The organism is Oerskovia sp. NPDC060287, from assembly GCF_042726775.1.
Lineage (GTDB): Bacteria > Actinomycetota > Actinomycetes > Actinomycetales > Cellulomonadaceae > Oerskovia > Oerskovia merdavium.
Map to the genome: position 1 here is coordinate 1 of NZ_JBHXBO010000044.1, position 23,433 is coordinate 23,433.

At 72.1% G+C, this 23,433-nt stretch carries 21 protein-coding genes; 5 read left to right on the forward strand and 16 right to left on the reverse strand.

Annotation, left to right across the window (positions count from 1 at the left end; translation table 11 throughout):
* Positions 1 to 75: 75 nt before the first annotated feature.
* From ACFWFR_RS06045 to rpmB, 5 genes are all read right to left on the reverse strand, one after another.
* Positions 76 to 357: an HU family DNA-binding protein gene (locus tag ACFWFR_RS06045; protein WP_191805381.1), complete on the reverse strand. Its 282-nt coding sequence runs from the start codon at positions 355 to 357 to the stop codon at positions 76 to 78.
* Between the two features lie 391 nt (positions 358 to 748).
* Entirely contained in the window at positions 749 to 1,054 is a 306-nt protein-coding gene (locus ACFWFR_RS06050; protein ID WP_191805382.1) for a type B 50S ribosomal protein L31, read from the reverse strand.
* A gap of 48 nt (positions 1,055 to 1,102) precedes the next feature.
* The gene (gene rpsN, locus ACFWFR_RS06055; RefSeq protein ID WP_377615359.1) at positions 1,103 to 1,408 is read right to left on the reverse strand and encodes a 30S ribosomal protein S14; all 306 of its coding nucleotides are present in this window, start codon (positions 1,406 to 1,408) and stop codon (positions 1,103 to 1,105) included.
* A gap of 10 nt (positions 1,409 to 1,418) precedes the next feature.
* Complete coding sequence (rpmG, locus tag ACFWFR_RS06060; RefSeq protein WP_056761099.1) at positions 1,419 to 1,586, reverse strand: 50S ribosomal protein L33; 168 nt, start codon at positions 1,584 to 1,586, stop codon at positions 1,419 to 1,421.
* Positions 1,586 to 1,822 (reverse strand): 50S ribosomal protein L28, encoded by a 237-nt coding sequence (rpmB, locus tag ACFWFR_RS06065; protein WP_056644422.1) that lies wholly within the window; start codon positions 1,820 to 1,822, stop codon positions 1,586 to 1,588. Before rpmB ends, rpmG begins: the two co-directional genes overlap by 1 nt.
* Positions 1,823 to 1,935: 113 nt before the next feature.
* On the opposite strand from rpmB, the gene ACFWFR_RS06070 reads away from it, so the two are divergent.
* Positions 1,936 to 3,207, forward strand: a complete 1,272-nt coding sequence (locus ACFWFR_RS06070) for a CobW family GTP-binding protein (protein WP_377621827.1) — start codon at positions 1,936 to 1,938, stop codon at positions 3,205 to 3,207.
* Positions 3,208 to 3,327: 120 nt separating this feature from the next.
* Here the strand turns inward: ACFWFR_RS06070 and ACFWFR_RS06075 are convergent, their stop codons facing one another.
* The 5 genes from ACFWFR_RS06075 to ACFWFR_RS06095 all read right to left on the reverse strand — a co-directional run bounded on the left by ACFWFR_RS06075 (position 3,328) and on the right by ACFWFR_RS06095 (position 13,032).
* Complete coding sequence (locus ACFWFR_RS06075; protein ID WP_377621829.1) at positions 3,328 to 7,662, reverse strand: endo-alpha-N-acetylgalactosaminidase family protein; 4,335 nt, start codon at positions 7,660 to 7,662, stop codon at positions 3,328 to 3,330.
* A gap of 52 nt (positions 7,663 to 7,714) precedes the next feature.
* Complete coding sequence (locus ACFWFR_RS06080) at positions 7,715 to 9,625, reverse strand: glycoside hydrolase family 35 protein (protein ID WP_377621831.1); 1,911 nt, start codon at positions 9,623 to 9,625, stop codon at positions 7,715 to 7,717.
* Complete coding sequence (locus ACFWFR_RS06085) at positions 9,622 to 10,569, reverse strand: carbohydrate ABC transporter permease (RefSeq protein ID WP_318244634.1); 948 nt, start codon at positions 10,567 to 10,569, stop codon at positions 9,622 to 9,624. Before ACFWFR_RS06085 ends, ACFWFR_RS06080 begins: the two co-directional genes overlap by 4 nt.
* On the reverse strand, positions 10,566 to 11,519 hold the full coding sequence (locus ACFWFR_RS06090; protein WP_377621833.1) for a carbohydrate ABC transporter permease: 954 nt from the start codon (positions 11,517 to 11,519) through the stop codon (positions 10,566 to 10,568). The genes ACFWFR_RS06085 and ACFWFR_RS06090 overlap by 4 nt, the downstream gene beginning before the upstream one ends.
* Positions 11,520 to 11,721: 202 nt before the next feature.
* A complete protein-coding gene (locus tag ACFWFR_RS06095) occupies positions 11,722 to 13,032 on the reverse strand; it encodes an ABC transporter substrate-binding protein (protein WP_191805387.1) in 1,311 nt (436 codons plus the stop codon).
* Positions 13,033 to 13,346: 314 nt separating this feature from the next.
* On the opposite strand from ACFWFR_RS06095, the gene ACFWFR_RS06100 reads away from it, so the two are divergent.
* Positions 13,347 to 14,411 (forward strand): LacI family DNA-binding transcriptional regulator, encoded by a 1,065-nt coding sequence (locus tag ACFWFR_RS06100; protein WP_377615365.1) that lies wholly within the window; start codon positions 13,347 to 13,349, stop codon positions 14,409 to 14,411.
* 29 nt (positions 14,412 to 14,440) lie between these two features.
* Here the strand turns inward: ACFWFR_RS06100 and ACFWFR_RS06105 are convergent, their stop codons facing one another.
* From ACFWFR_RS06105 to ACFWFR_RS06125, 5 genes are all read right to left on the reverse strand, one after another.
* Positions 14,441 to 14,878 carry a hypothetical protein gene (locus ACFWFR_RS06105; protein ID WP_377621835.1) on the reverse strand — a complete coding sequence of 146 codons (438 nt, stop codon included), beginning with the start codon at positions 14,876 to 14,878 and terminating at the stop codon, positions 14,441 to 14,443.
* A 346-nt stretch (positions 14,879 to 15,224) separates the two neighbouring features.
* Positions 15,225 to 16,535, reverse strand: a complete 1,311-nt coding sequence (locus ACFWFR_RS06110; protein WP_377621837.1) for a Dyp-type peroxidase — start codon at positions 16,533 to 16,535, stop codon at positions 15,225 to 15,227.
* Positions 16,528 to 17,136, reverse strand: coding sequence for a copper chaperone PCu(A)C (locus ACFWFR_RS06115; RefSeq protein ID WP_377621839.1), 609 nt, complete (start codon positions 17,134 to 17,136; stop codon positions 16,528 to 16,530). Before ACFWFR_RS06115 ends, ACFWFR_RS06110 begins: the two co-directional genes overlap by 8 nt.
* Positions 17,137 to 17,286: 150 nt before the next feature.
* On the reverse strand, positions 17,287 to 17,982 hold the full coding sequence (locus ACFWFR_RS06120; protein ID WP_377621841.1) for a copper resistance protein CopC: 696 nt from the start codon (positions 17,980 to 17,982) through the stop codon (positions 17,287 to 17,289).
* A gap of 101 nt (positions 17,983 to 18,083) precedes the next feature.
* The gene (locus tag ACFWFR_RS06125) at positions 18,084 to 18,737 is read right to left on the reverse strand and encodes a hypothetical protein (RefSeq protein WP_377621843.1); all 654 of its coding nucleotides are present in this window, start codon (positions 18,735 to 18,737) and stop codon (positions 18,084 to 18,086) included.
* 109 nt (positions 18,738 to 18,846) lie between these two features.
* Here ACFWFR_RS06125 and ACFWFR_RS06130 point away from each other — a divergent pair, with 109 nt between their 5' ends.
* A complete protein-coding gene (locus ACFWFR_RS06130) occupies positions 18,847 to 20,085 on the forward strand; it encodes an amidohydrolase (protein ID WP_377621845.1) in 1,239 nt (412 codons plus the stop codon).
* Between the two features lie 147 nt (positions 20,086 to 20,232).
* Here ACFWFR_RS06130 and ACFWFR_RS06135 read toward each other — a convergent pair whose 3' ends face one another.
* Complete coding sequence (locus tag ACFWFR_RS06135) at positions 20,233 to 21,633, reverse strand: glutamate decarboxylase (RefSeq protein ID WP_191805395.1); 1,401 nt, start codon at positions 21,631 to 21,633, stop codon at positions 20,233 to 20,235.
* 251 nt (positions 21,634 to 21,884) lie between these two features.
* On the opposite strand from ACFWFR_RS06135, the gene ACFWFR_RS06140 reads away from it, so the two are divergent.
* Both ACFWFR_RS06140 and ACFWFR_RS06145 read left to right on the forward strand, forming a co-directional pair.
* Positions 21,885 to 22,562 carry a TetR/AcrR family transcriptional regulator gene (locus ACFWFR_RS06140; RefSeq protein ID WP_377621847.1) on the forward strand — a complete coding sequence of 226 codons (678 nt, stop codon included), beginning with the start codon at positions 21,885 to 21,887 and terminating at the stop codon, positions 22,560 to 22,562.
* A 109-nt stretch (positions 22,563 to 22,671) separates the two neighbouring features.
* On the forward strand, positions 22,672 to 23,406 hold the full coding sequence (locus ACFWFR_RS06145) for a glucose 1-dehydrogenase (RefSeq protein ID WP_191805397.1): 735 nt from the start codon (positions 22,672 to 22,674) through the stop codon (positions 23,404 to 23,406).
* Positions 23,407 to 23,433: the final 27 nt, after the last annotated feature.

Sequence of the window (23,433 nt, forward strand, 5' to 3'; positions counted from 1 at the left end):
GTCGGGCACCCGGGCCTGTGTGGATGGTGCGGGGCGCGGCCCCGCGGTGCGGCACGCCTCAGCGCGCCGCGGGGATCACTTGGTGACGGCCTTCTTCAGGAGGCTGCCTGCGCTGATCTTGACACCGAAGCCTGCGGGGATCTGGATCTCCTCGCCGGTGCGGGGGTTGCGGCCCGTGCGAGCGGCACGCTCGACGCGCTCGACCGAGAGCAGACCGGTGACCTTGACGGCCTCGCCGTTGGCGAGCGACTCGACGAGGACTTCCTGGAACGCGTTGAGGGCGTTCTCAGCGTCGGCCTTCTTGAGGCCGGACTTCTCGGCGATGGCCGAGACGAGCTCAGACTTGTTGAGCGACATGCGGATCCCTTCATCGGTTCACGCCTCGCGGTGGGCACCGCGCGACGTTGAGGTCTCAGTTTGCCAGCCGTGAGGCGGGACTTCGTGGACAACACTAAGGAATCTACGGGGGTTTGCGCGCGTTTCCGCGCCGACCGCGTTTCTCTGAGCGCGGAATCTTGCCTGTTTTGCCCCAGATGTGACCCACTGAACGCCCCCGACGCCTCCACGACGGCCCCTGCGCACAAGATCCGCACACGAGCGCGGCGTCCGACGAGGCCCTCCGCACCCTCGATCAGCACCGCCCGGCAGCCCCCGGCACGCCGAGAGCCGCCCACCCCGCAGGGTGAGCGGCTCTCCCGACCACGGTCACGACGCCCTGCCGAGGACGCCGGCCGTGCCGGACGACGACTCAGCGACCGTCGCTCTTCGCGGCGCCTCCCGTGGCGCCCTTGCCGTAACGCTGACGGAACTTCTCGACCCGCCCTGCGGTGTCCACGACGCGCGCGGTGCCCGTGTAGAACGGGTGGCTCGCGCTCGAGATGTCGACGTCGACGACCGGGTAGGTGTTGCCGTCCGTCCACACGATCGTCTTGTCCGGGCGGCCCGGACCCGATGCGCTGGTCCCCGCGAGCGTCGACCGCGTCAGGAACGCGAAGTCGGCCGAGATGTCGCGGAACACGACCGGTCCGTACTCGGGGTGGATGTCCTTCTTCATGGGTGCTCCTCTACGACTCTCGACTGCTGGGCTCTCGACGGGTGTCGACTACCAGCTGGACTTGGTGACGCCCGGCAGCTCTCCGCGGTGCGCCATGTCGCGCAGCCTGATGCGGGAGAGGCCGAAGCGCCGGTTGTACGCGCGCGGACGACCGTCGACCACGTCGCGGTTGCGCAGGCGGGTCGCGCTCGCGTCGCGCGGCTGCTTGCGCAGCTCGGTCGCGGCGGCCTCCTTCTCCGCCTCCGAGGCGCTGGGCGACGCGATGATCTTCTTGAGCTCGGCGCGCCGCTCGGCGTACCGGGCGACGATCACCTCGCGCTGCTCGTTGCGCGCGATCTTGGACTTCTTGGCCATGCGGCTCCCCTTACCGTTCCTCGCGGAACGCGACGTGTGCCCGGGCGACCGGGTCGTACTTGAGCAGGGTCAGCCGGTCCGGGTCGTTCCGGCGGTTCTTGCGGGTCACGTACGTGTACCCGGTCCCTGCGGTCGAGCGCAGCCTGACCACGGGTCGCAGCTCGGTGCGTGCAGCCATCAGACCTTCTCCCCTCGAGCGATGATGCGTGCGACGACCGCGTCGATCCCTCGACGGTCGATCGTCCTGATCCCCTGGGCGCTCACTCTCAGCCTGACATGCCGGCCCAGTGACGGCACCCAGTAGCGCTTGTGCTGGATGTTGGGGTCGAAGCGTCGCCTGGTCCGCACGTGCGAGTGCGAGATCGAGCGGCCGAACCCCGGCGAGGTGCCGAGCACCTGGCAGACGGCGGACATGAGCTTCCCTTCGGTGGGTCGTGGGACCCGAGAATACTTAATGAGAACCATTCTCGTCAAGAGGTATGCTCTCGACTGATGAGAACCGTTCTCTGTAGAGGTGGAGCGTCCAGATGCCCGCAGATATTCCCGGTGCCCCCGGCACGGCAGCGAGCCGCAGCGCGGCCTCACCGGGCCGCGTCCCGCTCAGCGTGCTCGCCACGATCGACCCGGTGCTGCGCGACACCACGGTCTTCGGGCTCGTGACCGACACCCCGCGGTCGGTCGTCCTGCGCCACGACATCCGGGCCGAGGACGGGACCCTGCGCCGCCTCGTCGTGGACGCGACCGGGGTCGTCGAGGACACGCTCGTCGACCTCGAGCACGCGTGCCTGTCGTGCGCGGTCCGCGAGGACGCGATCCCCACGCTGCGCGACCTCGCGCGCGACGGGCGCTGGGACCAGGTGCTCCTCGCCCTGCCCGTCTCGGCCGAGCCGCTGCCGGTCGCACGCGCCCTGGGCGGCGCGACAACGCCCGGCGGCGCGCTCGACGGGCTGCGGCTCGCCACGGTCCTCACGGTCGTCGACCTCGCCGCGGTCGAGACCGACCTCCTCGACGACGACCTGCTCGAGGAGCGCGGCCTCGCCCTCGCTGCCGCCGACCACCGTTCGGTCGGCGAGGTGCTCGCGGCCCAGGTCGAGTACGCCGACCTCGTGGTCACGACGGGCGTGCCGGACCTGGCCCTGGACGGTCCCGGCACGCCCACCCGACGCGCCCTGCCCGACGGCGCCTCCCACCCGGGAGCACCCGCGGCGGACCGCGCGGCGCAGGACAGGCGACGCGCGGGTTCACGCACCGGGTCCGGGCTCGTCGACAGGCTCCGGGCAGACGACTCGACCCGCCTCGACGGCCTCGACGGGCTGCGCTTCGCGGACCTGTCCTCCGCGACGCACGACGCGGCCCGCGCCGAGCGGCGCGGGCACCCGCTCGGGGTGCGCGCCGTCGTCGGGCAGGACGAGGAGACGGGGACCTGGACGCTCGACCTGGCCTCCGACCTGCCGTTCGACCCCGAGCGGCTCCTGCACCAGGTCCGGCGCCTCGGGACCGGGCGGCTGCGCAGCCGCGGCGTGTTCTGGGTGCCCAACCGGCCCGACTCGATGTGCGCCTGGGACGGCGCGGGCGGCCAGCTGAGCATCGGCGAGATCGGGACGTGGGAGGACCTCGCGCCCCGGACCCGGCTCGTCCTCACGGGCGCGTCCGACTCGGCCGACGACCGCGACGAGCTGCTCGCGGCGTTCGCCGAGATCCTCGCGACGCGCGACGAGGTCGCCGACGGCGGGCTGCGCTGGCTCGGTCGCGAGGACGTGCTCGCACCCTGGCTCGGCGCGCGCACCGACGCGGTCTGACGACGAGGAAGGCCCCGGGAGCCGTCATGGGTCCCGGGGCCTTGCTCGTGGTGCTCGACGCGCGGCTCACGCCGTGCGCCGACCGTCCGCCGGGAGCACCCCCGGCGGACGCCTCGCGGGCTAGCCGCAGCTCGTGGCCGCGTACTCGCTCTCGATCGTGGTCGTGACCTCCTTGCCGTCGACCGTGGCGGTCGCGGTCACGGTCGCCGTGCCCGCCTCGATCGCGTCCTTGCGGGTCGCGAACGTCTGGCTGGCGCTCTTGCCCGGCTGGACCTGCTGGAAGGTCTTGGTGCCGAACGGCGTGGTGATCTTCACGTCGACCGGGAAGTCCTCCTCGTTGACCGCGCGGACCGCGAGCTGGACGCGCGAGGCCGTGCACTGGGCCTTGGCCGTCGTGGTGACCTCGAGCTCGGGCTCGGGCTCGACCGGGTCGGCGCAGGACACCTTGGCGGAGCCCCAGTCGGCGTGGTCGTTGCCGTTGCCGTCGCCACCGTCGGCCACGATCAGGTCGAGGTAGCGGACGCCGGTGACCGGGACGTTCAGGTCGACGGTCTTGCCGCCGCCCTTGAGCACCTCGGTCTGGGCGAGCTGGGTGCCGTCACCCACGACCTTGAACTGCACCGTGCCCTTGGTGCCCTGGACGTCGTCGACGCCCACCGTCGCCGTGAACGCGTCGCACTGCGCCGCGAGGAAGACCCGCACGGACGAGCTCGCGTGCGTGCCGAGGCCCTTCTCGTGGACGACGCCGCGCAGCGTGAGCGGCTTGCCGTCCTTCTCGCCCTGCTCGCCGTTGGACAGGTCGCGCTCGACCGGTCCCCACCCGTTGGTCGTCGAGACGAACGGCAGGTCGCTGACCCAGTTCTCGCCACCGTTCGGCGGCACGACGACCCACACCGACTGGCCGGCCTCGACCGACCGCTTGCCGACGGGCGCAGTCGTGGTCGTGTACGTTCCGCCCGAGGTGAGCGTGTAGGCGTCGGCGGTGATCTTGCCGTGCGGGGTGACCTTCCACGTCGTGGTCAGGACGCCGCCGGCCGGGAGCGTCGCCGCGGTCGAGGCGTTGGTCGCCTCGACCTCCCAGCCCTCGGGCACGTCGAGCGTCACGGCGACGTCGGCGACGGCCACGGGCTCGTGGACCGTGAGGCGCGTCGTGACGGTGCTCGCGACGTCGGGCTCGAACGCGACCGGTCCCGGGGACACGGTCAGCGACGCGCAGGCCGGGGTGGCCTCGGCCGGGCCCAGGTCCACGACGCGGAAGTCGTCGAGGATCAGGTCGGACTGGTTGCCGCCCGCCGTGAGCTTGCGCAGCCCCACCCAGGTGTCACCGCAGCCGCTCGCCACGACGTCCTCGGAGAACGTCGCGGTCGTGCGCTGCTGACCCAGCGGGGTCGCGTGGGTCTCGACCGACGCCGGGGCGCCGCTCGCGACCGAGTCGTAGCCCGTGACCCACTGGTACTCGCCGCCGTTGCCCGACTGGTAGTCGAAGGTCACGCGGTACTGGCGCCCGGCCTCGAGCTTCACGGTGCTGGGCACCGTGCGGTAGACGAGGCCCTTGTTCTCCTCGTGCGCCTTGAGCGACCAGTCTCCGGACAGCGCGTCGTCGACGAACTTGCCGTTCCAGCCGGCCTGCGTGTACGGGGCGTTGCGCTTGGCGATGTGCGTGCGCGGGTCGGTCACGCCGCCCGCGTCGCCCTTGACGAACGGTCCCCAGCCCTGGGGCACGTTCTCGAAGTCCTCGAACGCGACGACCGTGCCGGTCTCGCCCTCGACGGCCGGGGCTACCGAGCGCGTGGCGCTCACGACGCGCAGGTCGTCGACCCGCACGACGGCGTCGCCCGCCGAGGCGGCGACCGTCAGCGTCGGACGGGCAGGGCCCGTGACGTCGACGAGCACCTGGACGCGCTGGTAGTAGCGGTTGTTCTTCTCGTCGGCCGCGACCAGGTTCTTCGCGGTCGAGCGCTCGACGACGGTGCTCGCGGTCTGCGCGACGCCCTCGCCCGAGACCGACAGGGTGGTCGAGCGGGACTTCCCGGGCTGGACCTCGACCCACGCGCTCACGGCGTAGGTCCCGGTCGAGAGCTCACCGAGCTGCTGGCTCAGCGACGAGGCGCCCGCACCGAGCGTCGCGACGCGCTGCCCGTTGGACAGCGTCTCGATCCCCGTGGTGCCGGTCGTCTCGTACGCGTCGAGCGTCGCGGCGTTGAAGCCGGGGTCGACGATGCCGCTCGCGGTTCCCCACGCGACGTCGTCGGCCGTGGGCGTCGTGACTCCCTGCGGGTACAGCACGTAGGGCTGGCCCGCGGTCGCCTCGACCGTGACCTTGCCGCCCGTGACCGGGACGTCCGCGACCTTCTCGCGGCCCGTCGTCGTGAGCTTGTACACGGTCAGGCTCGTGGCCCCGGAGAACTCGTCCGTGAGCGTCCACGTGGTCGAGCCGCCGGCCGGGTTGTAGTGGTAGAGCTTGCTGCCCTCGGCGGCCTCGCCCTCGAGCCCGGGGGCGTCGGACGCGTTCCACGGCAGGAGGTAGGTGCCGCCCTGGGCGACGACGGCGTCCCCGACGAGGATCTGCCGGTCGGCCGCGGTCGTGCCGCGCGCCGAGACGTCACCCGTGAAGTCGATCCGGTCGGTGCCCCAGCGCACGATCTCCTGGTGCTGGAGGAACTTGGTCGGGACGTTGGTCGTCCAGATGTTCTTGTAGAACGCGTTCCAGTCGGTCTGCCCGGTCCAGCCCTCGAACTCGACGAGCCGCGCGTTGCCGAGCAGCGGGTGCGGGTTCCAGGTGTCCTTCTCGGCGTTGTCGATGAAGCGCACGATCTGGGAGTTCAGGCCCTTGTTCGCAGCGCCGCCGTAGTTCTCGTCAGCGGACCAGTGGCTCCACAGCGAGCTGGCCTCGAACTTGTCCGACCACTCGGTCGCGATCTGGAGGTCGTTCGCGCGGGCCGCGTCCGCGAGGGCGCGCGCCTGCCAGCCGAAGTTGTAGTAGACGTCGACGTAGAGGAGGTCGAGGTTGCCCTGGGTCTCGTCGGCGAGCTGGCCGATGCGTGCGGCCAGGTCACCGCTGTTCACGTCCCGGCGCTGGTCGATGTAGTACGACTGGCCGAGCCAGTTCCAACCCTTGGCCGAGGGGTCGACGAGCTCGTCCGAGAAGGCGTTCGCCTCGGCGTAGGCCTCGGTCGCGTTGATGTGGACACCGAAGTCCGCGTTCCAGTCACCACCCTGCTCGAGCAGCGTGTTCATGTCCTCGAGGCCGCCCGCGCGCTCGTTGTAGTTGCCGCCGTAGTCGGGGTGCGCGGAGTCGTGCCCCTCGGAGCCGTAGCCCTTGAGGAGGGCCATCTGGCCCAGCCCGTCGGTCGCGAGCGAGATGCGCTTGACGTCGTCGAGCGTGCGCAGGAACGGGTGCGTGGCCTGCGAGGCGAAGTTGAACGGGATGTGGGTCACGACGCGGTCGGCGACCTGGTCGGCGCCCAGCGCCTTGGGGGCGGTGGCGCGGAAGGCGATCGCGCCGTCCTGCCAGTCGACCTTGTCGTCGGCGTTGGCGTCGGCCGTCACGACGACGGTCGCGTACGGCAGCTCCTCGGTGACCGGCGAGCCCTGGGCCCGGTAGGTCCACGCGCCGCTCCAGACGCCCACGCGCACACCGCCGTCGGCCGCGCGCGCCTGGCGCTGCAGACGGTTGCCGTCCGCGGCGGCCTTGCCGTTGGCCTCGTCGTAGACGCTGTTGGTCACGATCGTGGCCGACAGGGCGCTCGTGCTCACGATCGCGTACGCGGACCCGACCGGGTTCGCGTTGACGGGGGTCTGCCCCGTGACGGACGTGAAGGAGTCGCCGACCTTGCCACGGTCGGGGCTGATGACGGCCGAGGCGACCACGGCCGACGGGTCGGCCGACGAGACCGAGAGCAGGTCGTGCCCCGGGACCTCGATGGTCCCGACGCGGAACGCCGCGGTGTCGGTCACGCCCGTGACACGGAACGTCACGGCGCTGCCCTCGACCTCGAGGCGCGTGTCGATGCTGACGCCCGCGAGGTCGGGGAACGTCAGGCGGTAGTCGCGGCTGGTCTCACCGGGCTCGCCCGCCTCGACCACGACCGCGCGGTCGGTGCCGTTGAGGCGCACCTTCGTGACGGTCGCGGTGCTGCCCGCGAGCGAGGCGCCCGACGCGCGGTCGGTGTAGCTCAGGACGCGCGGGAAGTCCGCGGCGACCTGGACGTCGAGCTGCGCCGAGCGCAGCGTGGCCGCGCCCTCGACGCTCGCCGCCGCGACCTGCTCGGCCGTCAAGCCGAGGGCCGAGAGCGACGTCGCGCTGCTCGCCGGGGTGTGGCTCGCCGCGGCCGCGGCGGGCAGCGCCGCGAACGGCACCACCACCGCGGTCGCGAGGGCCACGAGGCTGCGGGCTCGGCGCGAGGCGCCACCCGGCTGGGAACCGGCCCGAGGGCCAGGGGAATGTCGAACCATGTGCTGATCTCCTTCGATAGCAGTTCATCGGCCGTCCCCCGACCGACGGGCGTCACAGCTCTTCGACGTACTCCTCGGGCTCACCCAGGACGGCCGAGGCCGTCAGCTCGAGGTCGTGACCGACCGCGTGCAGCTCGAGGACCGTGACGGTGTTGCTCCCCGCGCGCAGCAGCGGCGCGGGGACGTAGAGGGTGTGCTGGGGGCCGCGCTCCCAGTAGCGGCCGAGCAGCACGTCGTTGACCCAGACGAAGCCCTTGGTCCACCCGGGCAGGGTCAGGAAGGTGTCGGCGGGCTCGTCGAGGTCGAGGGTCGTCCGTGCCAGGACGCCCTGCGGCCCGACGGCGTCGCGGGGCCCGCTCGGGGTGGCCTCGGCGTCGGGCTCGCCCGCCGCCCACAGCCCGTCCACGGTCAGCAGGTCGAGCGGCAGCGACCGTGAGGTCCAGCCGTGCACGATCCGGCGCTCGACCAGGACGTCGCCCAGGATCCCCTTGTGCTCGCCGAGCCGGGGCCCGTAGTTGATGCGCCCGAGGTTCTCCACGAGGATCTCGACCCGCACGGGCACGCCGTGCCCGTGGACCGTGAGGCCCAGGTGCGAGGTCTCGCGCTCGAGGACGCCGACCTCGCGGCCGTCGACGTAGACCGTCGCCCGGTCGTGCAGGCCGAGGACCGAGAGCGTGCTGTCCCCGGGCGGGAGGACCGGGGTGGCCGTGTGGAGCACGAGCCCGGCGTTCTGGCCGAGCTGCTCGAACGTCAGCGGCGACGGAGCGACCGTCGCGGCGCCCGATGCGCGCAGCGCGGGCAGGAGCGGGCGCGTGGTCACGGGCGGCAGGGTGCGTGCTTCGAGCTTGGGCGACGGCGCGATCCACCGGTCGTCCTGGGCGTCCTCGGGGATCCGGGTCCCGTGCGACGCGTGCTCGGACAGCACCTTGCGCAGCGCGAAGAACTTGGGGGTCACGCTGCCGTCCTCGGCCACCGCGGCGTCGGAGTCGTAGCTCGTGACCGTCGGCTGCAGGCGGGTCCCGTCGTGGTTGGCGCCCGCGGTGAGCCCGAAGTTCGTCCCGCCGTGCGCCATGTAGAGGCTCACCGAGCCGCCGAGGTCGAGGAGCTCGCGCACGTCGGCCGCGGCGCTGTCCGCGCCGCGCACGTGGTGCGGGTCGCCCCAGTGGTCGAACCAGCCGTTCCAGAACTCGGCACAGACGAACGGCTGCTCGCCGCGACGCGCGGTGAGCTTGTCGAGCGCCTGCCCGGGGCGGCTGCCGAACGTGGCCGCCGCCAGCACGCCGGGAAGCGTCCCGCCGTCGAGCATGAGGTCCGTGGGGCCGTCGGCCGTGAAGAGGAGCTCGTCGATGCCGCGCTCCACGAGCGCGTCGTGGACCCACGCCATGTAGGCGTGGTCGTCGCCGAAGCTGCCGTACTCGTTCTCGACCTGGACGGCCACGACCGGGCCGCCGCGGTTCGCCTGGAGCGCAGCGAGACGGGGAAGCAGCTCGTCGAACCAGGCCGCGACAGCGTCGAGGTAGGTCTCGTCGCTGCACCGCAGCCGGATCCCGGGGGTTGCGGTGAGCCATGCGGGCAGGCCGCCGTTGTCCCACTCGGCGCAGATGTACGGCCCGGGGCGCACCACGACGTCGAGGCCCAGGTCACCCGCGAGGCGCACGAACCGCTCGACGTCGCGCCACCCCGTGAAGTCGAACGTGCCGCGCGCGGCCTCGTGCCAGTTCCACGGGACGTAGGTGTCGACCGTGTTGAGGCCCATCGCACGCAGGCGCAGGAGGCGGTCCTCCCACAGGTCCGGGTGGACCCGGAAGTAGTGGACCGAGCCCGAGAGCATCCGGTGCGGCACACCGTCCCGCACGAGGGTCGCGCCGTCGGCGCGCAGGGTCGACCGGATCGCGCCGTCGGCGCGCAGGGTCCGGCCGCCGGCCGGGCCCGAGGCCCGGTCGGCTGGGTGGTGCTGGCTCACTTGATAGCCCCCGCTGCAAGTCCGGAGCGCCAGAAGCGCTGGAGGGAGAGGAACGCGACGATGAGCGGGACGACCGCCACGAACGCGCCGATGATGACCATGTGCCGCTCGATCTGGCCGGCCTGGACCAGGGCGTTCCAGCTCACCAGCCCGACCGTGACGGGGCGCAGGTTCTCGGAGATGAGGACCTGCGAGGGGAGCAGGAAGTTGTTCCAGATCTCGACGAACTGGAAGAGGAAGATCGTGACGAGCGCGGGGGCCATCATCTTGAGGCTGACCCCGAAGAAGATGCGGCCCTCGTTCGCGCCGTCGAGACGCGCGGCCTCGATGACCTCGTCCGGCACCGAGCTCGCGGCGAAGATGCGACCCAGGTAGACACCGAACGGGCTCACGATGCTCGGCAGGAGCACCGCGAAGTAGGTGTTGACGATGCCCGTCGCGGAGAACATGAGGAACAGCGGGAGCGTGAACAGCACCTTGGGGATGAGGACCGCGCCGAGGACCACGCCGAACAGCAGGCCCTTGCCGCGGAACTCGTACTTGGCCAGGGCGTAGCCGGTCGCGACCGCGATGAGCGTCCCGAGCCCCGCACCGACGATCGAGTAGAGCGCCGAGTTCGCCATCCAGACGGCGAAGATCCCGTCCTTGTAGGCGAACAGGTCGCCGATGTTGCCGAACAGGTCGAAGTTCGAGAACCACAACGGGCTGCCCGAGAACGTGAACCCGGCGTCCTTGGTCGCCGCGACGAACAGCCACCACAGGGGGAACAGGAAGTACACGGCGGTCAGCGCCAGCACCGCGGTGACCGCGATGCGGCTCGTGGCCGTGGTCTCGATCGAGTCCTTGCGCAGGCCGTCCGGGGTCCCCTTCGGGGCGGAGCGCTTGCGGCGCAGGCGGTTGCCCGCGGTCTTCTCGGCCACGACGGGCACGCTGCTCGTGGTCACGAGGACCTCCTGGACGTCAGACGGAAGAAGAGGACGGACAGCACGGCCACGCCGACGGCGAGGAGCACCGACTGGGCTGCGGCGTACGGGTAGTTGGCCGACTGGAGCGAGGCCTGCGCGGCCATGATCGGCGTGTAGCTCGCGTCGATCGCCCCGGTGCTCTGCTTGAGCACGAACGGCTCGTTGTAGAGCTGCGCCGAGCCGATGATCGAGAAGATCGTGGTGAGCAGGATCGCGGGCCGCACGAGCGGGATCTTGATGCTCCACGCGGTGCGCCACGGCGAGGCCCCGTCGAGCTTGGCGGCCTCGAGCACCTCGCCCGGGACCCCCTGGAGCGCGGCGTAGATGATGATCATGTTGTAGCCCGTCCAGCCCCACGTCACGACGTTGGCGACGGCCCACAGCGCGAGGTCCTGGCTGAGGAAGTTGATGCTGATGCCGAACACCTCGAGCACCTGGTTGACCGGGCCGTTGGTGGGCGAGTACAGGAACGACCACATGAGCGCCGAGACGACGGTCGGCACCGCGTAGGGCGCGAAGCTCGAGAGCCGGAAGAAGCCCTTGGCCCGGGCCGAGGCCGAGTCGATCAGGAGCGCGATCCCGAGCGCGAGGACCAGCATGACGGGCACCTGCACCACGCCGAACAGCAGCACGCGGCCGATCGAGCTGATGAACTTCTCGTCACCCAGCGCGTACGCGTAGTTGAACAGGGGGTCGAAGATCTCCTGCGTGCCGCCCAGACCGAGCGCGTCGCGCTGGATCCGGAACAGGCTCTTGTAGAGCGCGAAGAGGATCGGTGCGACGTACATCCCGACGAACAGCACCACGAACGGTCCGACGAACCAGATCGCGTACCGGCTGGTCCGGCTGCGCGGCCGCCTGGGCGGCGTGGCCGCCGTGGGCTTGGTCTCCACCGGCGGCGGTGCCGCCGACGTCAGGCTCGTGGTCATGGTGGGTTCCTCAGGGGGATGCGTCGTGGTGCCCGACGACGTCACGCGCCCAGGTGCACCGGTGCTCGGAGGTGCGTGGCGTCGTCGGGCCTTCTGCTGCTGTGCTGCTGTGCTGCTCAGGTGCTGCTGTCGCGCTGCCCGGTGCGACCCGGCCGTCGTGGCCGGGCCGCACCGTGCGTGCGGGTCGTGCGGGGCCGTCAGGTCACTCGTTGACGGCGATGCCCTGCTGCTTGAGCTCGGACTCGGTCGCCTCGCGGGCGCCCGTGAGCGCGGTCGCGACGGTCGCGCCGCCCTCCTTGGCGTAGGCCTGCTTCATGCCCGTGGCGAGCGTGCCGACCAGGGTCGAGACGCCGGGGCCCCAGGCCCAGTCCTCGTTGACCTGCCCCGAGGCGGTCTTGAAGACGTCGGCGACGACCTGGCCGCCGAAGTAGTCGTCACCCGAGGTGAGGAGGTCGGACTCGAGCCCCGCGAGCGAGGCCGGGTAGACGCCGCCGCCCTCGATGAGGGCGTCGACCGAGCCCGGGTCCGTGCTGAGCCAGTTGGCCACGGTCCAGGCGGCCTCGGGGTCGTCGCAGCCCTTGAGGACCGCGGAGAGGCTGCCGCCCACGTTGCCGGTCTTGGCGTCCCCGGCCTCCCACTGCGGGAGCTCGGCCACGGCCCAGTCGCCGGCCGAGGCCGCCGCGGAGTCCTTGAGGATGCCGGAGAACCAGGCCGCGCCCACGATCGTGGCGATCGAGCCGTCACCGAGGCCCGCGGACCACTCGTCGCTCCAGATGCCCGCACCGATCAGGTCGGCGTCGATCAGGCCCTGCCAGTAGTCGGCCACGTCGAGGTTCTCGGGCGAGTCGGGCGTGATGGACCAGGCGCCGTCCTTGATCTCGTACCAGGGGGCGCCCGCCTGCCACGCGAAGCCCGAGTAGTCGTAGTCCTCGTAGGTGCCCGTGAGCTTGACGCCCGCGGCCTTGAGCTGCTCGCCCGCAGCCTGGTACTCGTCCCACGTGGTCGGCACGGCCACGCCGTTCGCCTCGAAGACGGTCTTGTTGTAGAAGAGCACCATGGGGCCCTGGTCCTGCGGAGCTCCGTAGACCTTGTCGCCCACCGTGACGCCGGCCCAGCCCGCGGGGGCGTAGAGGCCCTTGTCGGCCGAGGCGAACTCGGTCACGTCCACGACGTTGCCCTCGGCGACGAAGCTGGGGAGGGTCTCGTAGCCCACCTGGGCGAGGCACGGGGCGTTGCCCGCGGTGATCGAGTTGCGGACCTTGTCGTAGCCGCCCTTGTTGCCCGGCTCGATCTGCGTGTACTTGATCTGGATGTCGTCGTGCGAGGCGTTGAACGCCTTGGCTGCCTCGTCGTACCCGGCGGCCCAGGTCCAGACCTCGACCTCCTTGACCTTGCCGTCGCCCTCGGCCGAGCCGCTGCCGGACGTCGAGTCGGACGAGCAGGCGGTCAGGCCGCCCACGGTGAGGGTGAGGATCGACGCGACCCCGGCTGCCTTGATGATCGATGACTTCATGACTCTCCTTCTGACCACACTGTGCTGAGGATGGAGCGGCGACGGCGCCGCGGTCTGCGTGGGGCACACTCTGACACAGGGTTGATATGGATCACAACCCTTGCAACATGTGGATGCTCGGTCTGCGTGAATCCGTCACTTTTCCCTGCATGTTCTGACTGTTATGGTCAACATAGGTAACAGTTGGATGACGGCGACGTGGGCCAGGGAGGCCCGCGGTGTTGACGTCCACTACGCTGCGGTGCACACCCGTGGCCGCGCACACCGAGGTGCCCGACGCTCCGCGACCGGCCCTCACGCCCGAAGGAGAGCACGTGGAACCACCGTCACGGTCCGAGCGGTCCGAGCCGGCGCAGAGCACCACCACGGTCGCTCCCCCGCGAGGCCGCGGCCCCGCCATGGCCGACGTCGCCCGCGTCGCCGGCGTGTCCGCGCAGACCGTCTCGCGCGTCCTGTCGGGGCACCCCAACGTCAACGAGACCACCCGCAACCGGGTGCGCGCCGCCGTCGAGCAGACCGGCTACCGCCGCAACAGCCTCGCCCGCGCGCTCGTGACCGGGCGCAGCAAGACCATCGGCGTCATCACGCACGAGACCGACTTCTACTCGGGCAGCGCCATGATGCTCGGCATGCAGCGCGCGGCCCGCGACGGCGGCTACTTCGTCAGCACCGCGAGCACCGCCTCGCTCTCGCCCGCGTCGATCGCGCAGGCCGTCGAGCGCCTCCTCGACCAGGGCGTCGACGGCCTGGTCATCGCCGTGCCCGTGCGCGACGACGAGTCGCTCGGCGACCTCATCCACGGGACCCCGACGGTCGTCGTGGACGGCATGCAGTCGTCGGCGACCGAGGTCGTCGCGGTCGACCAGGTCGCGGCCGGCCGCGCCGCGACCGAGCACCTCCTCGAGCTGGGCCACGAGACCGTGTGGCACCTCGCGGGCCCCGCGTCCTGGAACGACGCCAACGGACGTACGGCCGGGTGGCGGGCCGCGCTCGAGGACGCCCGCTGCACCGAGCCGCCGGTCCTCTACGGGGACTGGAGCCCCGAGTCGGGTTACCGCAACGGCCTGGTCCTGGGCCGCCTGCCCGAGGTCACCGCGGTGTTCGTCGCGAGCGACGAGATGGCGTTCGGGCTGATCCGCGGCCTGACCGAGATGGGCCGACGGGTGCCCGAGGACGTGTCGGTCGTGGGCATGGACGACATCGCGCTCGCGGCGTACTGCGCTCCCCCGCTCACCACGGTCCGCCAGCCGTTCCACCTGACCGGTCGCCTCGCGGTCGAGCACGTGATCGCGCTCATCGCGGACCCGACGACCGTGCACGAGCCCGAGGTCGTGCTGCCCGAGCTCGCGGTGCGCCTCAGCACGGCGCCGCCGCGCTGAGCGTCGCGGGCGCGAGCCCGCGGAGCCTCTCAGGCGATCCCGACCCACTCGGGCCGCAGCAGGAGAACGGCACCGGCACCCGCGAGGAACAGCGTCAGCGCCGGCCAGCGGAGCGGGCCACGCACGACGCGGTCCGTGTCACCGAGCGGCCGCGGTGCGCGACCCCACCGCCCGAACCCCCGGGCGCGGCGCAGGTCCGCGCTGTTGAGCAGGGCGCGCATCGGGCTGCCTCCTGTCCCCACGAGGAGGGACACGTTGAGCCAGGCCGCGACCAGGAGCATCCCCTGCCACGTCCCCGTCCTGCTCCAGGACCTGGCGCACCCTACGGCGGCCAGGACCGCGAGAGAGGCGACGAGCAACAGGATCGTGCCCGCCTCGCTGCGCCCGGCACGCACGACGCACGCACCGGCGACCGCGAGGAGAGACGCCACGTAGACGCCGACCGCGACGGCAGCGAGCTCTGTCACCGACGGTCTCCCCCGCTCTCGGCCGGGTGCGTCCCGACCGTCGCCAGGGAGCGTATCGGGCACCTCGACGTTCACGGCGCGGAACTGCCCCGGACGCGCCGGAGGCGGCCCGTCGCGTGAGCGCCCCCCTGCAGCGCTCACACCACGGGCCGCCTCCGACCCTCGCGCTCGTCACGACCCCCATCGACGACCGAGCACTCACAACACTCAGAGGAGGGGTCTCCTCGTTTGATGCAGAACGCCGACGTGACCCGCATCACATTCTGACATCGGGTGCCACGGGTCGCAGCAGGACGGCCCGAGCCGAGCGCCCACGAGGCGCCCCGCACGGGCCGTCCGGCCACGCTCAGCCCAGCAGCGGCTGCCCCAGGAACTCGCCCTCGGCGCAGCCCGGCGGGACCGCGAAGACCGCCGAACCGATCGGCGTCGTCCACTCGTTGAGCAGGTCCACCTCGTCGAGACGCCGCTGGACCGGCACGAACTGCCGGTCGACGTCGGCCTGGAACGTCACGAACACCAGGCCCGAGCTGCTGAGCGCGCCCGGGTCCGTCGCGACGTCGGGCGCGTCGTCGTAGCTGTACGCGCGCCGCAGGAACCGCTCGGCCGGGTCGCTCGTCCGGGCCCGCCGCACGTGCGCGGCGGGCCCGATCACGGTCAGGCCGTGCGGCCCGACCGCCTCGAGGTCGGGCTCGTCGTGCTCCCTCGCGCCCGTGAGCGGTGCTCCGTCGGCGAGGCGACGCCCCATGACGGCCTCGCGCGTGGAGCGGTCGACCTCGTCCCACGTGTCGAGCTCCATGCGGATGCGCCGCACGACCATCGACGTGCCGCCCGCGAGCCACCCGTCCGTGCCGTCCGACCACACGAGCGGGGCGTCCGTGACGAGGTCCACGTTCCGCGTCCCGTCGATCTGCCCCATGAGGTTGCGCATGGTCCGCCCTGCGGGCTCGCTGCCGACGGACCGTCGGAAGCCCTTCTGCAGCCACCGCACGGACGCGAGGTCGCGCGCCTCGCGGAGCAGCATCCGGACCGCGTGCGAGACCGTGACCTCGTCGTCGGCGCAGACCTGGAGCACCAGGTCGCCGTCGTTCCAGCGGTCCTCGAGCCGGTCCACGGCGAACGCCGGGAGCGGCCTCAACCAGTCCGGACGACGGTCGTCGAGCCCCGCGGCCGTGAAGACCGCAGGGCCGTAGCCCACCGTGACCGTGAGGCGCGCGGGCACCTCCGCGAGCTCGGGCTCGGTGTCGGTCAGGCCCGGGCGCCCCTGGGTGAGGCGCACGACGTCGTCGGTCCAGATCCGCATGAGCCGTACCAGCGCGTCCCGGTCGGTGCCGGGGGCGAGGTTCAGCGCCACGAGCGTCAGGTACGCCTGGGGAGGCGTCTCGACGCCCGCCTGGCGCGGACCGTGGAAGGGCACGCGCAGGTCGCCGTGCAGCGCGGCCGGGGTCACGGTGCCCGACGACGCCGCTCCCGTCGCGGGAGCCGTGGCCCTCCCGGCCCACGCACCTCCCGCACCGGCGACCGCGACCGCACCCGCGGCCGCCCCGCCGACCAGGAACGCGCGACGCGAGACCCTGGCCCGGGAGGTGGAGGGCGCGGGCGGCGTCGGTTCGTGGTCGGAGTGCCCGCCAGGGCCCGGGCGGGGCTCCCGGTCAGCCATCGTGGCTCATGTCGTGACCCTCGTGACCCTCGTCGTAGTCCTCCTTGGCCCCCGCGAACGTGCGGGCCGGGGCCGTGACGACGAGCGTCGAGCCGTCGCTCAGCTCGAGCGTGACCTCGTACTCGGCCCCGGGCTCGACGGGCGACGAGAGCTCCATGAGCATGAGGTGGTCGCCGCCGGGCTCGAGCGCGTGCTCGCCGCCCGCGGGGATCGTCAGCCCGCCCTCCTTCTCGCGCATGACCATGGCACCCGAGTCGTCGGTCGCCATCTCGTGGATCTGGACAGGAGACAGGTCGGAGGTCGCGCCGACGACCGTGACGTCCTGGTCGCCGTCGTTGTGCAGGACGGCGAAGGCCGCGGTCATGCCGGACTCGGCCGCCTTGATCCAGGGGTCGGTCGCGGTCAGGTGGTCGGCTGCCGTGCCCTCCGACGCGCTGCCGGACGCGGTGCTCGGGGTGGCCGCGCCCGACGAGGTGTCGGCCGAGGCCGAGCACCCCGCGACCGCGAGCAGCGCGAGCGTCGTGACGGCCGCGCCGAGCAGGGCCGTGCGGCGGGGGCGGACCGAGGTGCGGGACGTGGGAGCGGTGGTGCGTGCAGACATGGTGGTTCCTTCGAGGAGGCCCGGCGTCGTGGCGCGCGAGGGCGGCCCGCGGCGCGGGTCGTGCGCGGTCCGGGGCAGGACGGGACGCACGACCAGCGGGGTCGCGGGAGCGCCCGGGCGACGAGTCGCCGGGAAGTGGGTGGGGGTCCGTCAGTCCTGCTGGCGGCGGCGCACGATGAGCACCGCGACGACGACGGCCGCCGCGGCGAGCACGCCGATCCCGACGAGCAGCGGCGCGATCGAGCGGCCCTCGTCGTCGGTCTCCTCGGGCACTGCCGAGGTGGTCGCCTCGGTCGTCGTGTCCTCGGTGGCCGACGGCGTCACGGCCGCGGGCTCCTCGCTCGCCGGGGCCGGGGCGGGCTCGGGAGCCGCCGCGACCGCGAACGAGAACGTGCCCTCGATGGGATGACCGTCCGAGGAGACGACGCGCCACGCGACCGTGTACGTGTCACCGGTCAGCTCGGCGGGCCACGGGAACGTCGCGGAGGTGCCCTCGATCGTGGGGCTGCCCTGCGCGACGACCGTCCCCGCGGTGTCGGTCACGACGACCTGGGGCTCGACCGCGAGCGGCTCGGTGCTGAACGTCATGGTCAGCGCTGCGGGGGCCGTGGCGAGCTGGGCGCCGTCGGCCGGGTCGGAGCTGATGATGCGGTCGTGCGCCTGGGCCGGGACGGCGCCGGCGACGCCGAGCAGCAGGGTCGCCGCGAGCGTCGCGAGGGCGGCGAGGACAGCGACCAGGAGGCGGGCCGGACCGGCGAGGGGTGCGGGGCGCACGACGGCGGCCGCACGCGCACGGCGATCGGTGGTGGCGGTGGACGGGTGGGACCGGTTGGTCTGCAAAGACATGTGGAAGAAGCTCTCGATGAGGCGCGGCACGAGCTCGCGCAGGGGGTACCCAAGGGGGCGGCCGGCCTCGTCGATCGTCCGCGCGCGAGCGCGGACAGGGGTCAGGAAGGAAGGGCGACGGGCCGGGCGAGCAGCGGCGGTCCGCGCGTCGTCGGGGTCCGCAGGTGGACCGTCGCGGCGCGGGACGGCGCGGCGACCGGGGTCGGGAGCCGGAGCGCGACGGGCAGCGCGGGCAGCAGGTCCGCGAGCGCCGTCCGCGGCGCGAGCCACGTCAGCAGCAGGCCGAGCGCTCGCTCGCCGTGCGCGACGACCAGTGCCACGACCAAGGTCGCGAGCACGTGCGCCAGGACCATCCACGCTCCCGCGGGGGTCTCGTGCGGGAGGTGCGCGACGCCGTCGGGCAGGAGGGGTGTGCCCGCGGCGCAGGCCGACACCTGAGCCGCTGCCCCGTGCCCCGCGTGCCCCGCGGCGGGACCAGCCACCGGGGCGCACGTGGCGCCCGCGCCGAAGCCCAGGCCATAGTGCAGCGCGACCTGGCCCGTGCCGAGGACCGCGACGAGCCGCGGGAACGTCAGGCGGAAGCGGGCCGCGAACGTCGCGCCGGCCATGGTGAACGCGGCCAGGGCCGCGAGGACCAGCGGGTCCGGGAGCGTGCCGCCGCCGACGCGGTGCGCGAGCGCCCCGAGGGCCAGCACCAGGGTCGCGACGAGACCGGCGCGCGCGACGCGCAACGGACCGGCGACCTGGGTGAGCACGGAGACCACCCTAGCGGGACATGACGCGGCGTCGGATCCGGCCTCCGGACCCCGGCGCACTGCTCGTCTCCGGGTACGGAGCCTGCCCGTCGGGGAGAGGATAGGGCGCATGACCACACGCAACAGCATCGCCATCACGAACGGCTACGTCGTCCCCGTCGCCTCCGCACCCCTGGAGAACGCGACCGTCCTCGTCGAGGACGGCGTCATCACGGCCGTGGGCCAGGACGTCGTCGTACCCGACGGCGTCCGCACGATCGACGCCGGGGGACGCTGGGTCCTGCCCGGCTTCGTCGAGTCGCACGGCCACATGGGCGTCATGGAGGAGGCCGAGGGCTGGGCCGGCAACGACACCAACGAGATGACCGACCCCAACGGCGCCGCGCTGCGCGCCCTGGACGCCATCAACATCGAGGACGAGGGCTTCCGTGACGCGCTCGTGGGCGGCGTGACGTCGGCCGTCATCAAGCCCGGCTCGGGCAACCCGATCGGCGGCCAGACCGTCGCGATCAAGACCTGGGGCGGGCGGACCGTCGACGAGCAGATCATCCGCGAGGCCGTGTCGGTGAAGTCGGCGCTGGGCGAGAACCCCAAGCGCGTCTACGGCGACCAGAAGAAGCTCCCCTCGACGCGTCTCGGCGTGGCCAACGTCATCCGCAAGGCGTTCGTCGACGCCCAGAACTACGTCGCCAAGCGCGACGCGGCGCAGGCCAAGGGCGAGCCGTTCGAGCGCGACCTCGCCAAGGAGACGCTGGGCCGCGTGCTCGCGGGCGAGCTCTACTGGGACCAGCACACGCACCGTGCCGACGACATCGCGACCGCGCTGCGCCTCGCGGACGAGTTCGGCTACAAGCTCGTCATCAACCACGGGACCGACGGCGCCGCGGTGGCCGACGTCCTCGCCGAGCACGACGTCCCGGTCATCTTCGGCCCGCTGTTCACGTCGCGCTCCAAGATCGAGCTGCGCAACCGCGACATCGCGAGCCTCGGGGCGCTCGCCCGCGCCGGCGTGCGCGTCGCGATCACGACCGACCACCCCGTGGTGCCCATCAACTTCCTGGTGCACCAGGCGTCGCTCGCCGTGAAGGAGGGGCTCGACCCCGAGGTCGCGATCCAGGCGCTCACGACCAACCCGGCCGCGTTCCTGGGGCTCGACGACCGCATCGGCTCGCTGCGCCCCGGGCTCGACGGCGACGTCGTGATCTGGTCCGGTGACCCGCTCGACGTGACGTCGCGCGCCGAGAACGTGTTCGTGACCGGCACCGAGGTCTACACGTGGGACCGTGCGGCGGCCGGTGGGCGCGGAGCGGGCCGGGTCGTGGAGCGCGGGGAACGCTTCGCGGACTGACCCGTGGGGTGGGCCGGCCGCTCCCGGCCCGTCCGTCGGTGACGAGGTAGGACGTGCTGCGCGAGGTAGAACGCGCTGAGCACTACATCGCGCAGCGCGTTCTACCTCGCGTCCCGCGGGGGCCGCCCCTCGCCGGTCGCGCGCACCTCAGTGGTGGAACCCCTTGCTCACGGCCTCGACCGGCATGGGCGACTCGAGGGCGTCGAGGAACGCGATCTCGGTGCGGATGTCGCCGAGCAGGCTGCCCGCCAGGTCGCGGCTCAGTCCGTTGCGCACCACGATGCGCTGGACCGTCAGGTCCTCGAGGTCCACGGGCATGGGGTAGGACGGCAGGAGCCATCCCTTCGTCCGCAGCCGCTCGGACAGGTGGTAGAGCGTCCACTTGTCGGTGTAGCCCTTCTTGAGGCTCCACGCGAAGACCGGGATGTCGCTCCCGTCGTTCCACAGGTCGAACTGCGGCATCTTCGCGATCTCGCCCGACAGGTAGAGCGCGACGTCCTGCGACGCCTTCTGCACCTTGTAGTAGCCGTCGTAGCCGAGGCGCAGGAACAGGTAGTACTGGAGCAGCACCTGCGAGCCCGGCCGGGAGAAGTTGAGCGCGAACGTGGGCATGTCCCCGCCCAGGTAGCTCACCGAGAAGACGAGGTCCTCGGGCAGCGCGGCCTTGTCGCGCCAGACGACCCACCCGAGCCCGGGGTACACGAGCCCGTACTTGTGCGCCGAGGTGTTGATCGACGCCACGCGGTCGACCCGGAAGTCCCACACGAGGTCCGGCTGGAGGAACGGCGCGATCATGGCCCCCGAGGCGCCGTCGACGTGGATCGGGACGTCCAGTCCCGTCGCGGCCTGGATCTCGTCGAGGGCGGCCGAGATCTTCTCGACCGGCTCGTAGGCGCCGGTGTAGGTGACCCCGAGGATCGCGACGACGCCGATCGTGTTCTCGTCCACGTACTTCTCGAGCTCGAACCCGTCGAGCACCTTGTGCTCGAGCGAGATGGGGACGTAGCGGGCCTCGACGTCCCAGTAGTTGCAGAACTTCTCCCAGCAGACCTGGACCGCGCTCGACAGGACCAGGTTGGGCTTCTCGGTCGACTTCCCCGCGGCCCGGCGCGCGTGCTGCCAGCGCCGCTTGAGCGCGAGGCCGCCCAGCATGGCCGCCTCGGAGGACCCGATGGTCGACGTCCCGATCGTGCTCGCCGGGTCCGGCGCGTTCCACAGGTCGCCGAGGATCTTCCAGCACCGGGTCTCGATCGCGGCCGTGGCCGGGTACTCGTCCTTGTCGATCATGTTCTTGTCGGCGGTCTCGGCGTTGAGCCTCTGCGCGTAGGGATCCATCCACGTTCCGACGAACGTCGCGAGGTTGAGGCGGGCGTTGCCGTCGAGCATCGCCTCGTCGTGGACGATCTGGTAGGCCGTCTCGGGGAAGGACTCCCCCGGCGGCAGGACGTTGCGGGGGAGCTCGGTCGCCTCCCCCGGCCGGGAGAACAACGGGTTCATGGCGACGACGTCGCGCTCCTCGGACTCTGCACCACGGTTCGATCCGGACATGTTCGTCCCCTTGGCAGGAGGGAGGGCGGGTCGGTCGATCCGCCCGACCATCCCACGGTAGGTCCGGGCCCGGACGGCTGCCCGGCGAGCCGTCCCGGCCATGCGAGGCAGGGCCGACAGGCCCGACTTTCCGCCCTTTCCCCCTCCTCGGAGCGCCTAAACGACAGGCGTTGCCAAAATGGTTGCCCCGGCGTACTGTCGAAGTGTCAGCACGTTCCGCGGGCCCGTCCCGCACCCACAGAGGAGGCGACATGGACCCCCGCACCGAACGCACGACCGCAGCACTGCGGACCGCGGTCCTCGAGCTCGCCACCGAGCAGGACATCGACGACGTCACCGTCTCCCAGGTCGCGACGCGCGCCGGGATCAACCGCGCGACCTTCTACGACCACGCGAGCAGCCCGGCCGAGCTCCTCACGGGCATCCTGCGCACCGAGCTCGACGCGATCCGCGACGAGTTCTTCGCGGCGGTCGGCGTCACGCCCGACGGCGGAGCCGCCCAGGAGGGCGGGTCCGGCCCGGGCGCGACCCGGGCGGACGAGGACACGGCCGCCGCCGCGCCCCCGGACCCCCGACGGGTCGTCGACTCCATCACCCGGTCCGTCGCCGGGCACGTCGACGCGCACGCCGACATCTACGAGCGGGCTCGCGACGGTGGGCTCAGCGCCCCCCTGTTCCGGCTGCTCGCCGAGCACTTCACCGAGACGCTGCGCGCGTTCCTCGTCGGCCACCCCCATCTCATGCCGGTCTCCCACGACGCCGCGCCCGCGGACGTCGAGCAGGCCGCCCACGCCTACGCGTGCTACGTCGGCCTCGGCTCGGTCGGGGCCCTCGAGGCGTGGCTCGCCACCCCCGTGCCGCGCGACCCGGAGTTCTTCCCCCGGATCGCACGCACCTCGCTCGCCCCCTGGTGGACCGCGCCGAACTGACCCGGCGCCCCACCCGCGCAGGCGGGCTTCACCGCACACCGCACGCTCCGCCGTCGGGCACCCCACGAGGGCTCCCCGACCCCGGGCACACCCGAAAGGAGGCCCCACCATGGGCCGCGTGTTCAACAAGGTCGCCATCGTCACCGGAGGAACCGGAGGCATGGGCGTCACCCACGCCAAGGCGCTCGTCGCCGAGGGCGGCAAGGTCGTCATCGCCGACCTCGACGACACCAAGGGCGAGGCACTCGCCGCCGAGCTCGGCGAGAACGCCGCGTACATCCACCTCGACGTGACCAAGGAGGAGGACTGGGACGCGGCCGTCGCGTTCACGCTCGAGAAGTTCGGCCGCATCGACGTGCTCGTCAACAACGCCGGGATCGCGAACGCCGCCCCCATCACCGAGTTCACGCCCGACATGTGGCGCAAGATCATCGACATCAACCTCACGGGCACGTTCCTCGGCATCCACGCCGTCGCCCCGATCATGGCCAAGGCCGGGCGCGGGTCGATCATCAACATCTCCTCGGTCGAGGGCATGCGCGGCAGCGCAGGCCTGCACGGATACGTCGCGTCGAAGTTCGGCGTCCGCGGGCTCACCAAGTCCGTGGCCCTGGACCTCGGCCCCTCGGGCGTGCGCGTCAACTCGGTCCACCCGGGCTTCATCAAGACGCCCATGACCGAGAAGATCAGCCACGACTTCCTGCCCATTCCCCTGGGCCGGCCTGCCGAGCCCGAGGAGGTCTCGCAGCTCGTCCTGTTCCTCGCGAGCGACGAGTCGAGCTACTCGACGGGCTCCGAGTTCGTGATCGACGGTGGCCTCATCGCGGGGGTCCCGCACAAGTAGGCCTCGCTCCGGCCTCTCGGGCGGACC

Excerpts from the sequence above, each read along its gene's own strand:
- ACFWFR_RS06145 (WP_191805397.1), top strand. The coding sequence starts at position 22,672 with ATGGGCCGCGTGTTCAACAAGGTCGCCATCGTCACCGGAGGAACCGGA.
- rpmG (WP_056761099.1), bottom strand. The coding sequence starts at position 1,586 with ATGGCTGCACGCACCGAGCTGCGACCCGTGGTCAGGCTGCGCTCGACC.
- ACFWFR_RS06110 (WP_377621837.1), bottom strand. The coding sequence starts at position 16,535 with ATGGCTGACCGGGAGCCCCGCCCGGGCCCTGGCGGGCACTCCGACCAC.
- ACFWFR_RS06050 (WP_191805382.1), bottom strand. The coding sequence starts at position 1,054 with ATGAAGAAGGACATCCACCCCGAGTACGGACCGGTCGTGTTCCGCGAC.
- ACFWFR_RS06095 (WP_191805387.1), bottom strand. The coding sequence starts at position 13,032 with ATGAAGTCATCGATCATCAAGGCAGCCGGGGTCGCGTCGATCCTCACC.
- ACFWFR_RS06120 (WP_377621841.1), bottom strand. The coding sequence starts at position 17,982 with ATGTCTTTGCAGACCAACCGGTCCCACCCGTCCACCGCCACCACCGAT.
- ACFWFR_RS06140 (WP_377621847.1), top strand. The coding sequence starts at position 21,885 with ATGGACCCCCGCACCGAACGCACGACCGCAGCACTGCGGACCGCGGTC.
- rpmB (WP_056644422.1), bottom strand. The coding sequence starts at position 1,822 with ATGTCCGCCGTCTGCCAGGTGCTCGGCACCTCGCCGGGGTTCGGCCGC.
- ACFWFR_RS06130 (WP_377621845.1), top strand. The coding sequence starts at position 18,847 with ATGACCACACGCAACAGCATCGCCATCACGAACGGCTACGTCGTCCCC.
- ACFWFR_RS06135 (WP_191805395.1), bottom strand. The coding sequence starts at position 21,633 with ATGTCCGGATCGAACCGTGGTGCAGAGTCCGAGGAGCGCGACGTCGTC.
- ACFWFR_RS06045 (WP_191805381.1), bottom strand. The coding sequence starts at position 357 with ATGTCGCTCAACAAGTCTGAGCTCGTCTCGGCCATCGCCGAGAAGTCC.
- ACFWFR_RS06070 (WP_377621827.1), top strand. The coding sequence starts at position 1,936 with ATGCCCGCAGATATTCCCGGTGCCCCCGGCACGGCAGCGAGCCGCAGC.
- ACFWFR_RS06090 (WP_377621833.1), bottom strand. The coding sequence starts at position 11,519 with ATGACCACGAGCCTGACGTCGGCGGCACCGCCGCCGGTGGAGACCAAG.
- ACFWFR_RS06075 (WP_377621829.1), bottom strand. The coding sequence starts at position 7,662 with ATGGTTCGACATTCCCCTGGCCCTCGGGCCGGTTCCCAGCCGGGTGGC.
- ACFWFR_RS06115 (WP_377621839.1), bottom strand. The coding sequence starts at position 17,136 with ATGTCTGCACGCACCACCGCTCCCACGTCCCGCACCTCGGTCCGCCCC.
- rpsN (WP_377615359.1), bottom strand. The coding sequence starts at position 1,408 with ATGGCCAAGAAGTCCAAGATCGCGCGCAACGAGCAGCGCGAGGTGATC.